The organism is uncultured Bacteroides sp., from assembly GCF_949298305.1.
In the GTDB taxonomy this organism is placed as follows: Bacteria; Bacteroidota; Bacteroidia; order Bacteroidales; family Bacteroidaceae; genus Bacteroides.
Genome location: NZ_CASFWU010000073.1, coordinates 1 through 14,469 on the forward strand (window position 1 = coordinate 1; position 14,469 = coordinate 14,469).

General features: G+C 49.9%; 12 protein-coding genes and 1 tRNA gene. 2 read left to right on the forward strand and 11 right to left on the reverse strand.

The features are described from left to right. Positions 1-569 precede the first annotated feature (569 nt). From glyA to rho, 10 genes are all read right to left on the reverse strand, one after another. Complete coding sequence (gene glyA / locus Q1Y74_RS10240) at positions 570-1,850, reverse strand: serine hydroxymethyltransferase (RefSeq protein ID WP_300814194.1); 1,281 nt, start codon at positions 1,848-1,850, stop codon at positions 570-572. Between the two features lie 112 nt (positions 1,851-1,962). After that, positions 1,963-2,709 (reverse strand): porin family protein, encoded by a 747-nt coding sequence (locus Q1Y74_RS10245; protein WP_300814196.1) that lies wholly within the window; start codon positions 2,707-2,709, stop codon positions 1,963-1,965. Between the two features lie 48 nt (positions 2,710-2,757). Continuing rightward, positions 2,758-3,333 (reverse strand): flavin reductase family protein, encoded by a 576-nt coding sequence (locus Q1Y74_RS10250; RefSeq protein WP_300814197.1) that lies wholly within the window; start codon positions 3,331-3,333, stop codon positions 2,758-2,760. A gap of 151 nt (positions 3,334-3,484) precedes the next feature. Beyond that, positions 3,485-3,943, reverse strand: coding sequence for an aspartate carbamoyltransferase regulatory subunit (gene pyrI / locus Q1Y74_RS10255; protein ID WP_300814198.1), 459 nt, complete (start codon positions 3,941-3,943; stop codon positions 3,485-3,487). 61 nt (positions 3,944-4,004) lie between these two features. Further along, positions 4,005-4,934, reverse strand: a complete 930-nt coding sequence (pyrB, locus tag Q1Y74_RS10260) for an aspartate carbamoyltransferase (protein WP_300814199.1) — start codon at positions 4,932-4,934, stop codon at positions 4,005-4,007. A gap of 147 nt (positions 4,935-5,081) precedes the next feature. Beyond that, positions 5,082-5,158: transfer RNA gene (locus Q1Y74_RS10265), tRNA-His, on the reverse strand. Between the two features lie 68 nt (positions 5,159-5,226). Then, complete coding sequence (locus Q1Y74_RS10270; RefSeq protein ID WP_300814201.1) at positions 5,227-6,372, reverse strand: CapA family protein; 1,146 nt, start codon at positions 6,370-6,372, stop codon at positions 5,227-5,229. A gap of 13 nt (positions 6,373-6,385) precedes the next feature. Then, on the reverse strand, positions 6,386-7,267 hold the full coding sequence (gene folD, locus Q1Y74_RS10275; RefSeq protein ID WP_300814203.1) for a bifunctional methylenetetrahydrofolate dehydrogenase/methenyltetrahydrofolate cyclohydrolase FolD: 882 nt from the start codon (positions 7,265-7,267) through the stop codon (positions 6,386-6,388). Positions 7,268-7,310: 43 nt separating this feature from the next. Next, complete coding sequence (gene ffh, locus Q1Y74_RS10280; protein ID WP_300814204.1) at positions 7,311-8,636, reverse strand: signal recognition particle protein; 1,326 nt, start codon at positions 8,634-8,636, stop codon at positions 7,311-7,313. A 161-nt stretch (positions 8,637-8,797) separates the two neighbouring features. Next, positions 8,798-10,753 (reverse strand): transcription termination factor Rho, encoded by a 1,956-nt coding sequence (gene rho, locus Q1Y74_RS10285; protein ID WP_300814205.1) that lies wholly within the window; start codon positions 10,751-10,753, stop codon positions 8,798-8,800. 285 nt (positions 10,754-11,038) lie between these two features. Here rho and Q1Y74_RS10290 point away from each other — a divergent pair, with 285 nt between their 5' ends. Continuing rightward, positions 11,039-11,872, forward strand: coding sequence for a 4Fe-4S binding protein (locus tag Q1Y74_RS10290; protein WP_300814207.1), 834 nt, complete (start codon positions 11,039-11,041; stop codon positions 11,870-11,872). On the opposite strand, the gene tilS is transcribed toward Q1Y74_RS10290, so the two are convergent. Then, positions 11,862-13,181, reverse strand: a complete 1,320-nt coding sequence (gene tilS / locus Q1Y74_RS10295) for a tRNA lysidine(34) synthetase TilS (RefSeq protein ID WP_300814208.1) — start codon at positions 13,179-13,181, stop codon at positions 11,862-11,864. The two genes, Q1Y74_RS10290 and tilS, sit on opposite strands and share 11 nt — an antisense overlap. Positions 13,182-13,352: 171 nt before the next feature. On the opposite strand from tilS, the gene bla reads away from it, so the two are divergent. Beyond that, the gene (gene bla / locus Q1Y74_RS10300; RefSeq protein WP_300814210.1) at positions 13,353-14,294 is read left to right on the forward strand and encodes a class A beta-lactamase, subclass A2; all 942 of its coding nucleotides are present in this window, start codon (positions 13,353-13,355) and stop codon (positions 14,292-14,294) included. Positions 14,295-14,469: the final 175 nt, after the last annotated feature.

A 14,469-nucleotide genomic window follows, 5' to 3' on the forward strand; every position in this document is an offset into this window, starting at 1 on the left:
CATAAACATGTGGAAGCGAAGAACGGAAGGTTCTCCGCAGGGAATACTCGTGGATATTCTCACTAGGTTGAGAGTGTTATCTTATCCAAAACTCAGGTTTATACTCTATCGACTTTATATGCCATCTTACTTTGTAGGGACATTTACTGAATATCCCTAAAAAGAGTGCGTTCCGTTGAGGACGCACTCTTTTTATAATTGCAAGTTATTTACTTAAGTTTCGGTTTTGATATTCTACTGGAAGTTAGGAAGCTATCACTTTGCTACGTACCCCCTCTTACCTCTCCAGTTATCGGGGAAGAGTTAAAGCCGATAGTTTTATGATGTTTAATGGTTAATGAGTCGCAGAAATTATTCACTCCTCATTCTTCATTATCTCATCTATTAGGTCTATTGGCCTTTAATTTCCAAGCCCGCCCTGGCGAGACCTCTCCCCCTTCGGGGGGGAGTTGGAGGGGGCTTCCTTCTAACTTTCCTCTAACTCCTGTAAGTTTGGCTTCGCCGATTTTCAATTGGCTTCGTCGATTTTCAATTCGGTAAAACCGAAACTTGAATTATCTATCTTCTTCTCAATATGCGAAGAGCGGGTAATTTTTCATTGTTTCGTTGACGCGGGCACGAACCTGTGCTATCACATCCTCATTGTCCACATTGGAAAGCACTGTTTCAATCATTTCAGCAATCTCAAGCATCAGGTCTTCCTTGGCGCCACGTGTGGTGATGGCAGGTGTACCCAAGCGGATACCTGAAGTCTGGAAGGCTGAGCGGCTGTCGAAGGGAACCATGTTTTTGTTGACAGTGATGTCGGCCGATACCAACGCTTTCTCAGCCACCTTACCCGTCAGGTCAGGATATTTGGCGCGCAAGTCAACCAGCATGGAGTGGTTGTCCGTTCCTCCGCTGACGATGGTGAAACCGCGGTCTATCAATGCCTGTGCCAGTACGGCGGCATTCTTCTGTACCTGTGCAGCGTATTCTTTCCACTCAGGTTGCAAAATTTCGCCGAAGGCTACGGCCTTGGCAGCGATGACGTGCTCCAACGGACCACCTTGAATGCCGGGGAACACTGCCGAGTCGAGCAGCTGCGACATCATCTTCACTTCGCCTTTTGGTGTCTTCTTACCCCAGGGATTGGGGAAGTCCTTACCCATGAGGATAATACCTCCGCGGGGGCCACGCAGGGTCTTGTGGGTAGTAGAGGTAACGATGTGGGCATATTTTACGGGGTTATCCAATAAGCCGGCTGCAATCAGACCTGCGGGGTGTGCCATGTCGATCATCAGAATGGCGCCTACTTTGTCGGCGATTTCGCGCATACGCTTGTAGTCCCATTCACGTGAGTAGGCCGATCCGCCTCCGATAATCATTTTGGGATGTTCGCGCAGGGCTACTTCTTCCATCTGGTCATAGTCCACGCGACCGGTTTCCTTGTTCAGGTTGTATTCACAAGGATGGTAGATGATACCCGACGTGTTCACCAGTGAGCCGTGTGACAGGTGTCCGCCGTGAGCCAGGTTCAGGCCCATGAATTTGTCGCCGGGGTTGAGCACTGCCAGAAAAACGGCTGCGTTAGCTTGCGCACCCGAGTGAGGCTGTACGTTGGCCCATTCTGCACCGAAAATCTGTTTGATGCGGTCAATGGCAATCTGCTCGCTCTGATCTACGACCTCGCAACCGCCGTAGTAGCGCTTGCCGGGATAGCCTTCGGCGTACTTGTTGGTGAGGCAGGAGCCCATGGCCTGCATGACTTGGTCGCTTACGAAGTTCTCTGATGCAATCAGTTCAATGCCTTTGAGCTGACGTTGGTGTTCTTTTTCGATGATGTCGAAAATTAAATCGTCTCTTTTCATCTTTTGTTTATTAGGTAGTTATACGAAGTTCTCTTATAGGTGCACAAAAGTAAAGTAAAAAAATGAATAATTCAAGTTTGGCACCTGCAAGTTATGTTTTTGCAGAGAGTCCCTAGAAGAATACGCCGAGCGAGAAGCTGAGTACATTGTCGCGACGATGGAATCGTAAACCGCTGCCCAAATCGGTGCTGCCGTCACTTGATGGAGGAATATCATAGGTTACCTCCTTGGAGATGTTGTGAAGACTGATGTCGTAGCGGAAATCAAAGAAAATACGCGAGATAGTAACAGCTACTCCAAGTGTGGCACTGACATTGAGTGGCTGCAGTTCTTCGTGAATGTTCGTTTGGTCGAAGTTTTCAAACGTGATTTCGCTTTGATCGTTTAGAATATAGCGTATTTTGGGTCCACCAAATACAGCTAGACTGTAGGGACCTTGTTTGATGATATTGTAGCCGTAGATGACAGGAATGTCGATGCTGTGTATTTCTGATGTGATAGATGCCTGTTCAGGAATGCTTCCTTCGGAGGCTCCCTCTGGCAGTTCTTTGTTAAACAGGATACTGCATCGGTTTATATGGTAGGATACTTCGGGCTGAAGAAAGTGGCGGCCGAAATTAATGCGCATGAATATAGAGGCGAAATATCCTATCTTGTAGTTGTTTTGTACTTCGTCGATGACCTTATTATTTACCGTAAGGTGAGGGATAAGGAAGAGAGAAGAGGTGAATCCGCCCTTCATGCCGAAGTTTACCGTGTGGTCATAGCGCTTCGACTCTGTATCCTGGTGACTGGCTATGCTGTCTTTATGAATGATTTCCTGTGCCCTTAGTAGCGTGGATGTCATCCATAAGAGCATGGCTATAAGCATTGCTGTCCACTTCATGTCTCTTCCTTGTTCTTAATGTTATTTTTCAGTCTTTTTCTTTTCGACCGACCAACCGAATTTACCTATTTTTTCCCCCAGTCCATAGTACGCGCCATGAACATATACCAGTAGGTCACTCTCGGCCAGTTCCAGCTTGCCTGTTTCGGTGTTGAGGTGTCGTGTGTCTGCACGAACGTTCACAACGTCGGCGATGAACATGTCGTGCGACCCAAGCGAAACGATTTCCTTCACCCGGCACTCAATGCTCAAAGGTGATTCCTCTATCAGTGGCGCCTGTACTACGGTGCATTTGCCTGGCGTCAGATTCATCTCTTCAAACTTGTTGTAGTCGCGCCCTGAACGTACACCACACCAGTCAGTTGCACGTGCCATTTTAGTCGTTGTCAGGTTGATGACAAATTCCATATTGTGCCGGATAATGTCGTAAGAGTGACGTTCAGGACGTACAGAGATGTAGCACATAGGCGGATTGGTGCAAAGGGTACCTGTCCAGGCCACAGTGAGTATGTTGTATTCTTCAGGCGTGCTGCCACAACTCACTAGTACGGCAGGTAAGGGATAAATCATGGTTCCCGGTTTCCAGTCTTCCTTCATATATATTAGGAGTTAATGCTTCACCCACAACCCCTCTCCCGGAGAGAGGGGGGGGGACTGGGCGAATGGCTATTGTTTATTGAATTGATAAGATTTGTTTGAACTGAGGATACGGTTTCCCTCTATCTTCAGGAGAGGAATAGGGGAGGCCTCAAATAATTTCAATGTCTTCCCTTGTCTGCTCCTTTTCGCAATAGTGACACTTGATGATGCAGTTGTCTTTGTCTACTACGTGGAACAGCGTGGGCATGGGTTCGTTATTGGTGATGCACTTGGGATTAGCGCACTTCACGATACCACGCAGTTCGTCAGGTAGCGTCAGCTCACGTTTCTCTACTACCTCATAGCCACGGATAATGTTCAGCTTTACGTTAGGGGCCACGACGGCAATGCGGTTGATTTCGTCGTCGCAGAAAAACTTGTCAGCAATTTTGATGATGCCTTTCTTGCCAAGTTTCTTGCTGTTGAGGTTGAAGCCGATAGTGATGTTGTTGCTCATGTGCTCCAGCCCTAATAGGGATACGACTGTAAACAGTTTTTCGGAGGGTATATGGTCGATAACGGTGCCGTTCTCCAGCGCGGCCACTTGTAATTCTTTCTTGTCGTTCATTTCAGTAACGGATAATTGAAAATTGAAAATAGAAGATTGAGCATTCTTTGTTCTCCATTCTTTATTTTTTGATATCTTCCAGCGTGATGCCTAACACGTCGCAAAGAATAGCTTCGCGTGCGTAGAGTCCGTTTTGTGCCTGTTGGAAGTAATAGGCCTTGGGATTGTCGTCCACGTCGTAGGCAATTTCGTTGACACGCGGCAGAGGATGCAAGATACGCAGGTTGGGACGTGTATGAGCCAACATCTTGTCGCGCAGGATGTAGACGTTCTTCACCCGCTCGTACTCCATCAGGTCTGTGAAACGTTCGCGTTGTACGCGTGTCATGTACAAAATGTCTGCATCGGCAATGGTCTCTTCGTTGAATTCAGTATGTTCCACATACTTGATGTCGTGTTGGCGGCAGTAGATTTTGTATTCTTCCGGCATTTTCAGTTCATTGGGCGCTACAAAGTGGAAAGTTGGGTTGAAATGACGCATGGCCATCAGCAAAGAGTGGACGGTGCGTCCATATTTCAGGTCACCTACCAGAAAAATATTCAGATTTTCCAGTGTACCCTGCGTTTTATAAATGGAGTAGAGGTCGAGCATAGTCTGCGAGGGATGCTGGTTTGCCCCATCGCCGGCGTTGACAATGGGTACGGTTGTCACTTCGCTGGCATAGCGTGCAGCTCCCTCCAAGTAGTGACGCATGACGATGATGTCTGCATAGTTACTGACCATTTTGATGGTATCTTTCAGCGTTTCACCTTTGGATGAACTGGTAGCCTTGGGATCGGAAAAACCTATGACACGGGCTCCAAGGCGGTTGGCTGCCGTTTCAAAACTCAGACGGGTGCGGGTGGAAGGTTCAAAAAAGAGGGTGGCAACCACTTTTCCGTCCAATAGATGCCGATTGGGACATGCTTCAAACTCTTTCGCCATTTCAAGCATATAAAGGATTTTTTTCTTGTCATGCTCGGCAATGGTGACTAAACTCCTGTTTTCCATATCGTTGATGTTTTATGTATTTTTTCGAGAGTGTAAAGTTAAGGAAAATCTGTGGGGTATGAAAATCTGTACGGAAGTATTTTCAGCTTAACGAACTGGTTAACAAAGAAAGAGAGGAGATTCATTGCTGAATTTCCTCTCTTTTCTTGGGGTGGCAGATGGGACTCGAACCCACGACATTCAGAACCACAATCTGACGCTCTAACCAACTGAACTACAGCCACCATGTTAGTGCATTTCTTAAATGATTTGAATCTGCAAAAATTGAAACAATATTTTTTGCCATTCTGCATTATTTTTTGTTTTCGAAGATACCAATATTGTGCTTCTGCAGTAACTTCCGCGAGTTTTCCACAAAGATATTCAGGCGTTTACGAGCTTCTTGAGGCAAACTATCCGACGGAAGGGAAACGGGATGGAGAATGAAGTTTTTTTCTCGGTTGAACTCAGGACGAATGGTCCACACCAAATCATAGCCACATCCAGATACCCTGCAATAAGGATGAGAAAGCATAAAAGGAAGGCTGGTCACAGCACATTGAGACTGGAAATAAGGAGGAGGAAGAGGGGGCGGTAAAGGATATTTCTCCAGTTCCAATGTGAACAGAAGGCCGCCATCGGTATTGGGAGCACTCATGTTAGAGATAAAATTACCCAGTGAATAGACAACGACATGCTGACGAAGGCCATCGGTACGCAATTCCATAGGTTGAATGACGTGGGGATGCGAACCGATAATATGCGTCACCCCCTTCTCCAACAGCCATTCAGCCAGTTCCTGCTGCTCTCGACTGGGAAGGGAGTGATATTCTTCCCCCCAGTGCATACAGGCAATGATGGCATCTGGGCGACGTGCCCGGGCACTTTGTATATCGCGGCAAATGGTTTCTTTGTCAATGCAATTAACCACCTGAGGTGGAGTCACTGGAATGCCGTTAGTGCCATAAGTATAATTGAGGAAGGCAATAAGAAATCCATTTTTGCGAATAAACAACGGATATTTCTGCCTGCGTTCGGCCTCGTTGCGGTAGGTGCCCGCATGAGGGATGCGCAGGGAGTCTAGCATCTGGAGAGTGCGCTCTACGCCTTTCTTCCCCTTGTCGAGACAATGGTTGTTGGCCGTGAGCAGGATGTCGAAACCTGCATCACGTATAGCGTAGAGGTATTCATCGGGCGCACTGAAGGAGGGATAGCCGCGATAGGGCGGCCCTGCCAAAGTGACTTCAAGGTTGGCAATGGCAATGTCGGCCTGCTTAATCTGCTCCTTGACCAGCGAGAAGCAGGGGGAGTAGTCGTATCCGCCCTGGGGCGTGCGCGCGGCGTCTATCTGTGCCTGGTGTTGCATCAGGTCACCTGCAAACAACAGCGTAATCCGCTCCTGTGCGGAGAGGACTACGCTGCATGACAGTGCGGCCAACGCGACCAGCAAAGCTTTCATGGGTGCGCGCGGCTTATTGGTAAATGGCTTTCTTGCCGGCCAGAAGGGTATTCTTCATCAGCGAGACGATGGTCATGGGGCCTACGCCGCCGGGCACGGGGGTGATGAATGAACACTTGGGAGCCACCTCGTCGAACTTGACGTCGCCCGTCAGCTTGAAGCCCGAATTCTTGCTGGCGTCGGGCACGCGGGTGGTTCCTACGTCAATCACGACGGCACCTTCCTTCACCATGTCGGCCTTGACGAAGTTGGGCTGTCCCATGGCGGCGATGATGATGTCTGCCTCCTGGCATTCCTTCACCAAGTCGCGGCTGCGGCTGTGGCAGACGGTGACGGTGGCGTCGCCCGGGTAGGTCTTCTGCATCATGAGCGAGGCCATGGGCTTGCCCACAATGTTGCTGCGGCCCAGGACTACGCACTTCTTGCCAGAGGTCTCGATGTGGTAGCGCTTCAGCAGCTCGAGAATGCCGTTGGGTGTGGCCGACACGTAGCAGGGCAGGCCGATGGACATGCGGCCCACGTTGATGGGGTGGAAGCCGTCCACGTCCTTGCGATAGTCGATAGTCTCAATTACCTTCTGCTCGGAGATGTGCTTGGGCAGGGGCAGCTGCACGATGAAGCCGTCCACGTCGGGGTCTTCGTTCAGTTCGCGCACCTTGGCCAGCAGCTCTTCTTCGGTCACGTCGGCCTCGTAGCGGATGAGGCTCGACTTGAAGCCGCACACTTCGCAGGCCTTTACCTTGGCGGCCACGTAGGTTTCGCTGCCGCCGTCATGTCCTACCAGGATGGCGGCCAAGTGGGGACGCTTGCCTCCGTGGGCCACGATTTCCGCCACTTCGGCGGCAATCTCCTGCTTCACTTGTTCTGAAATTGCTTTTCCGTCTATCAGTGTCATAATGCTATGATATTAGTTGTTGGAGGTTATCTGTCTTTATGGATTACTTCTTGAGCTTGGGCATCATCATCTTGCCCATCTTGCTGCCGGTCACCATCTTCATCATCTTGCGGGTCTGGTCGAACTGCTTCAGCAGGCGGTTTACCTCCTGGATATTCGTGCCGCTACCCTTGGCAATGCGCTGACGGCGCGAGCCGTTCAGGATTTCGGGATTGGTACGTTCCTTGGGAGTCATGGAGTTAATGATGGCTTCGATGCTCTTGAAGGCGTTGTCGTCGATGTCGATGTCCTTGATGGCCTTGCCCACGCCGGGTATCATGGATGCCAGGTCCTTGAGGTTGCCCATCTTCTTGATTTGCTGAATCTGGCTCATGAAATCGTTAAAGTCGAACTGGTTCTTCTGAATCTTCTTTTGCAGGCGTTTGGCTTCCTCCTCGTCGTACTGCTCCTGCGCACGCTCAACGAGCGAAACGATGTCACCCATTCCAAGGATGCGGTCGGCCATACGTTCAGGGTGGAAGAGGTCGATGGCCTCGAGTTTCTCGCCGGTACCTACAAATTTAATAGGTTTGTTCACCACCGAACGAATGGAGAGGGCTGCACCGCCGCGAGTATCACCGTCGAGCTTGGTCAGCACCACGCCATCGAAATCGAGACGTTCGTTGAATTCTTTGGCGGTATTGACAGCATCCTGACCGGTCATGGCGTCTACCACGAACAGAATTTCATTCGGATTGATGGCTTTCTTGATGGCGGTAATTTCTTCCATCATTTGCTCGTCGATGGCCAAACGTCCGGCAGTATCGATGATAACCAAATCGTATCCTTTAGTCTTCGCCTCCTGAATAGCGTTTTGTGCAATCTTTACAGGGTCTTTGCTGTCCAGCTCGCAATACATGGGCACGCCAATCTGCTCGGCCAGCACGCGCAACTGTTCGATGGCGGCAGGGCGGTAGACATCGCAAGCCACGAGCAGGGGCTTGCGGTTCTTCTTCGTCTTGAGCATACGAGCCAACTTACCCGAGAAAGTGGTCTTACCCGAACCCTGCAGACCCGACATCAGGATGACCGCAGGCTTGCCGTCAAGGTTAATTTCGGCAGTTTCACCACCCATCAGCTTGGCCAATTCGTCGTGTACAATCTTCACCATGAGTTGGCTGGGTTTCACCGCTGTCAGCACGTTCTGTCCCAATGCTTTTTCCTTGACTGTATCTGTAAAGTTCTTGGCTACCTTGTAGTTGACGTCGGCATCGAGCAATGCCTTGCGTACGTCTTTCAGCGTTTCCGCTACGTTGATGTCGGTGATTTTTCCTTCACCTTTCAGAATCTTGAATGACCTTTCAAGTCTCTCGCTTAAATTGTCGAACATAAATGTATGATTGTTTTTGAATTATTTTTCTCTGTTTGAGGCGCAAAGGTAAGAAAATTCCCCGTATCTGCAAAGGTAAACCCTGACAGATACGGGGAAAACATATCGGGCGGAATAGAGATTGCCCTTTAGGGGAATGTTTGAACCGTTGGCCTCCAAAATCAGGAATTCATGCTCATTAGAAATTCGTCGTTGTCCTTGGTCTTTTCCAAGTGGTCTTTGACGAAGGTCATGGCTTCCATGGGGTTCATGTCGGCAAGGTATTTGCGCAGAATCCACATGCGGTCCAGCGTCTGCTTGTCCTGCAACAGATCGTCGCGGCGAGTACTGGAAGCCACGATGTTGACGGCAGGGAAGATGCGTTTGTTGGACAGGTTGCGGTCGAGCTGCAACTCCATGTTGCCTGTACCCTTGAATTCCTCGAAGATGACTTCGTCCATCTTGGAGCCGGTGTCAATCAGTGCCGTGGCCAGGATGGTGAGCGAGCCTCCGCCTTCGATGTTGCGTGCAGCGCCGAAGAAGCGTTTGGGCTTGTGCAGGGCGTTGGCATCCACACCGCCCGAGAGCACCTTGCCCGAAGCGGGTGAAACGGTGTTGTAGGCACGGGCAAGGCGGGTGATGGAGTCAAGGAAGATGACTACGTCGTGGCCGCACTCTACCAGTCGCTTGGCTTTTTCGAGTACGATGCCGGCAATCTTCACGTGGCGTTCAGCGGGTTCGTCGAAGGTGGAGGCGATGACCTCGGCGTTGACGGTGCGGGCCATGTCGGTCACTTCCTCTGGACGCTCGTCGATGAGCAGCATAATCATGTACACCTCGGGATGATTGGCGGCGATGGCATTGGCAATGTCTTTCATCAGAATGGTCTTACCTGTCTTGGGCTGTGCCACGATGAGTGCGCGCTGTCCCTTGCCTATCGGAGCGAAGAGGTCAACCACACGGGCCGACATGGAATCGGAGTAGCCACCCTTGCAGAGCTTGAACTTCTCGTCGGGGAAGAGCGGAGTGAGGTGTTCGAAGGGTACGCGGTCGCGTATGAAGGCCGGGTCGCGTCCGTTGATTTTGGACACTTTCACCAACGGGAAGTATTTTTCACCTTCTTTGGGAGGACGGATAACACCGTCTACCACGTCGCCCGTCTTCAGGCCGAAGAGTTTGATTTGCGATTGCGACACGTAGATGTCGTCGGGCGAGGAAAGATAATTGTAGTCTGACGAACGAAGGAAACCGTAGCCATCCTGCATGATTTCAAGTACGCCTGTGCCGTTGAGAATATCGTCAAAATCGTAGGCTTTTTCGCGCTCTACGGGTTTCCGCTCGGCCATATTGGCTTCATTGGCAGGAACAGGCTGGGCGGGACGCTGTTGGACAGGACGCTGGTTATTGTTATTGGGGGTATTGTTGTTGCGGTTGTTGTTGAATGCCGCATTATTTTCGCGGGGGCGGATACGAGGACGCTGGTTTTGTTCAGGAACAGCAGGGACGGGCATCTCGGCCTTGGTTGCTTCAAACTTGCCCAGTAGTTCCGAAGGAAGTTCAATCTTCTCAGTTGGCAAATCTTCGATGGGGATAAAGTCGTCGTTGGCTTCCGCTATAATCGGACTTTCATTCGCAAGTTCTTCATTTTTAGGAGCTTCCGTTTCTACTAAATCAGTTTTAAAATCAAGTTGGGGTTCAACTGGCATTTGGGAAGTTGCCATTGTTTTTTCTTCGGCTACAGGTTCCTTTTTTTCTTTCTTACGGGGACGTCCTGGCTTCCGTTTGGGAGCATCTGATTCATCCGTTTGGGCGATTATGGTTACGGCATCTGTATTACCGTCTGTTGCTTGTGGATTCTTTTCTGCTTTGTTTTCGGTTTCCTTTGAGGCAGTTGTGTTTCCTTTGTCAGCGTTGTCTTTCTTGGTGGCTCGCGGACGCTTCTGCTTTTCGCTTTTGCGCTCTTCCTTTTGCTTTTCGGCAGCCACTTTCTTGGTGGCACCTACAATAGCTTGTTCATCAAGTATCTTGTAAACAAGATCTTCTTTCTTGAGCGAGTCTATTTTTTTGATACCCAGTTCTTGGGCAATAGTTTGTAATTCCGACAGACTTTTGTCGTTTAATTGAATGATGTTATACATAAAAGTATAGTATGAATGGTTTTAATGTTTATCCATTGAAAAAGACACAAATGCGCGATTGTAGTTTCTTAGCGGGAACAACATGGCAAATGAGACTTTGAATAAAAATGTTCTTGGGATGTCTGTTATTGAACCGGAAATCTGGATGTGCCTTTCACCTCAGTGAAGGGTTTCAGAATGTTTCAACGGTGCAAAGATAATCACTTTTTTCGGTTATCAGGTATGAAATGCCTTTTTTTTAAGTTTTAAATTTTATCTTTGTTTGCTCAATAACAAAATCTGCTTATGGATATACAAGAAGTGCATTTAATAACTTTTTCGCCTACCCGTACCTCTAAACAAGTAGGTGAGGCTATTGTTCACGGAACAGGAATAAAATCAGTACACGAATCAGATTTGACACTGAAAGCCGATGGAGAAGTGGAAATTCCGCAGACAACGCTGGCAGTGTTTGCAGTACCTGTCTACGGAGGCCATGTGGCTCCGCTGGCACTGGAGCGAATAAAAGGCATCCGCTCCAAAGGGGCGCCTGCGGTGGCAGTTGTGGTTTATGGCAACCGGGCCTACGAGAAGGCACTGACAGACTTGGACAGTTTTCTTTCAGCCCTCGGTTTCAAGGTGATTGCTGGCGGTACCTTTGTGGGCGAACATTCTTACAGCACTTCGTCCAGCCCCATTGCCGTAGGACGTCCCGATGCGGACGACTTGGAGTATGCCCGCCTCTTTGGCGAGAAACTGGCAACAAAGATACGTGCAGCGGCAGACTTGAATCATCTTTACGGCGTGGACGTAAGCAAGATTCTGCGACCCCGACAGCCATTCTTCCCGCTGTTACGTTTCTTGCGCAAAGTGATGAAGTTGCGCAAGAGCGGAACACCTTTCCCCCGGTCTCCACACGTAAACGAAGAGTTATGTACGCACTGCGGCTATTGTGCAGAGCATTGTCCCAACGGAGCCATTGTAAAAGGCGACGAGTGCAATACAATAGCAGAAAAGTGCATCAGATGTTGCGCTTGTGTAAAAGGATGTCCCCGAAAGGCACGGACGTATGATACGCCGTTTGCCGCTCTGCTGGCCGATTGCTTCAAACGGCAGAAGGAGAACCGGATTATTCTTTAGACTTTTCCGTCCGGAAGGCAGAGTCAAATGTCCGGTTTGTCTCTACCTTCCGGACTACAATTACACGGCGGGTTTTTTCGTCTACACGGAAGCGGTTGTCACTCCTTTCACCCACCAGCCAGGCTATTTCCTCGCCGCAACAGAGTACCCATTGCCGCTCTTTTTGCAACAAAGAGAATTTGCGGTCGGTCAGGTAATCGCTTACCTTCTTCCTCCCCTTCATTCCAAAAGGAATGAAGGTGTCTCCCCGCCGCCAAAGGCGCAACGAAAACGGACCGGCCAGTTTGTCCGCATCGAAACAAGCCGTATCCTTGTCCCGGGGGATAACGAAAGCAGAAGTGTAGTCAAAAGTTTCCTGTTGGAGTTGGGGCGGCTCGGCTTTGCTTGCGGCCTGTATCAGCAGGAATTGTCGGTCTTTCACGACTTTCCAATCCTGTGCCGAAAACACCTTGCCGGCTTGCCCTGTCAGGGAGCGGAAAATGTCGCCCACCTGAGCCGTGTTGAATCCTAACGGGGCTAATATCTCGTAAAGCACCGTTTCAGGGGCAGCTTCCCGAAGCAAAACATCTATACGAATGCCCTCGGGCATCTGTACCCGGCGGCGCGCCTCCTCAATACCTTTCTTATATATACATGCAGCGTCGTCCAGATGGCGGGCTGTCTGCAAGATGCCCGTCTTGACAGAAGGATTGATTTCTTCCAGCATGGGCAGCAGATTCAGACGGATTTTGTTGCGGGTATATTCGTCCTGCAGATTGGTACTGTCTGTCACAAAGGGCTGCCCCAGCCGTTGCAGATAAGCAACAATCTCCCCACGGCTCAGGCAAAGCAGCGGGCGAACAATGTGTCCGTTCTTGGGACGAATGCCCCGCAGGCCGTTGATGCCCGTTCCCCGTATCAGATTCAGCAGAAAGGTCTCCACACTGTCGTCGGCGTGGTGGGCAACGGCCACAACCGCAGCACCACATTCTTTCCTCACTTCTTCAAACCACGCATAGCGCAGTTCGCGTGCTGCCATTTCGATGGAGATGTGGCGTACAGCGGCTTCCTCTGCCGTGTTGAAATGAGCTACATGCAGGGGCACTTGCAACTCCTTGCACAACCGACGGACAAACCGCTCGTCCCTGTCCGACTCTTCACCGCGCAAGTGGAAATTACAATGAGCCGCCTCGCAATGATAGCTACTCAGGCAGAGCATCCGCAACAGAGCCACAGAGTCTGCACCACCGCTCAATGCCACTAAAATCCTGTCTTCGGGACCAAACAGTTGTTCCTCTTCGATATATCGGTAAACTTTTTTCTCTTCCATGTCCGCAAAGATAATACCCGGACAAGACATTACCCAATTTTTCTCCGGCTTCTTTGCCGGAAAAAGAATGGCTGTTTGCCTCAAATATGTTATTTTTGTGCAGAGATGGGAAGAATAGCCTTTCGTGCGTTCCCACCCTCTCCATCATCAAGCTATATAATAGAGGTAAAAATGAAACAGATAATTTATGGAATTGTCGGGGTACTTCTGCTGTGTTTCCCCGGGCAGAGCGTTGCAGAGGATGGTTTGTACAAGCGCATATCAGACATGCTTCAAGACAAAAAGGCGGAAGTGGGCGTGGCCGTCATCTTGAACGGGAAAGACACGGTGACGGTGGGCGACGGACAACGCTACCCGTTGATGAGCGTGGTCAAACTGCATCAGGCATTGGCCGTGGCCGACTATTGCGGACGCAACGGTCTCGGCCTTGACACACGGATAGAAGTAAAGCCCTCGGATTTGAAACCTGATACTTACAGCCCGTTGCGCGACAAATATCCATCGGGAGAGGTCACGTTGACAGTGAAAGAATTGCTGGATTATACCTTGTTGTGGAGCGACAACAATGCGTGCGACATCCTCTTCCGGCTGACCGGAGGTCCCGAAGCTACGGATGCCTATATCCGCCAGTTGGGCATCAAAGATTTTGCCATAGCTGTCACCGAAGACGCCATGCACCGGCACCCTGAACGCTGCTACCAGAACTGGAGCACGCCACTGGCCACCGCCTGTGTCCTGGAGAAGCTGCTTACCAAGGAACTTTTCAATCCCGATTTCCAACACTACATCCAGCAAGCACTGATTGCTTGTCAGACAGGCAAAGAACGCCTTCCGCATCCTTTGATTGGAACCCAAGCTGTCATAGGTCACAAAACGGGGACGGGCGACCGCAATGCCGACGGACAAATCATTGGAATAAACGATGCCGGCTTTGTGTTCTTGCCCGACGGACAACGCTATACCATTGTGGTTTTCGTGAAAGATTCCGAAGAAAGCGCTTCGGACACGGCAGCCATCATTGCCGACGTATCTCGGACTGTATATCGTTTTATGGCTTCTTTGGCAGAGGGGAACCCAACCGATTCCCTACAAATCGGGGATAGCACAAAATAATAATTATCAGCATGATAAGAATTAAAGAAGAGGATGATAAACATTTCATTTGACAGACACTTGTACGGCTCGCAAGAGTCACTTGTACGGCTCACGAGAAACACTTGCACGGCTCACGAGAGTCACTTGTACAAAGCCCCCACTTGCATGTGCTTTTCACAGAAAAGGAGCAGAG

Excerpts from the sequence above, each read along its gene's own strand:
- Q1Y74_RS10290 (WP_300814207.1), top strand. The coding sequence starts at position 11,039 with ATGGATATACAAGAAGTGCATTTAATAACTTTTTCGCCTACCCGTACC.
- pyrI (WP_300814198.1), bottom strand. The coding sequence starts at position 3,943 with ATGAACGACAAGAAAGAATTACAAGTGGCCGCGCTGGAGAACGGCACC.
- Q1Y74_RS10270 (WP_300814201.1), bottom strand. The coding sequence starts at position 6,372 with ATGAAAGCTTTGCTGGTCGCGTTGGCCGCACTGTCATGCAGCGTAGTC.
- rho (WP_300814205.1), bottom strand. The coding sequence starts at position 10,753 with ATGTATAACATCATTCAATTAAACGACAAAAGTCTGTCGGAATTACAA.
- ffh (WP_300814204.1), bottom strand. The coding sequence starts at position 8,636 with ATGTTCGACAATTTAAGCGAGAGACTTGAAAGGTCATTCAAGATTCTG.
- folD (WP_300814203.1), bottom strand. The coding sequence starts at position 7,267 with ATGACACTGATAGACGGAAAAGCAATTTCAGAACAAGTGAAGCAGGAG.
- pyrB (WP_300814199.1), bottom strand. The coding sequence starts at position 4,934 with ATGGAAAACAGGAGTTTAGTCACCATTGCCGAGCATGACAAGAAAAAA.
- bla (WP_300814210.1), top strand. The coding sequence starts at position 13,353 with ATGAAACAGATAATTTATGGAATTGTCGGGGTACTTCTGCTGTGTTTC.
- Q1Y74_RS10245 (WP_300814196.1), bottom strand. The coding sequence starts at position 2,709 with ATGCTCTTATGGATGACATCCACGCTACTAAGGGCACAGGAAATCATT.
- glyA (WP_300814194.1), bottom strand. The coding sequence starts at position 1,850 with ATGAAAAGAGACGATTTAATTTTCGACATCATCGAAAAAGAACACCAA.
- tilS (WP_300814208.1), bottom strand. The coding sequence starts at position 13,181 with ATGGAAGAGAAAAAAGTTTACCGATATATCGAAGAGGAACAACTGTTT.
- Q1Y74_RS10250 (WP_300814197.1), bottom strand. The coding sequence starts at position 3,333 with ATGAAGGAAGACTGGAAACCGGGAACCATGATTTATCCCTTACCTGCC.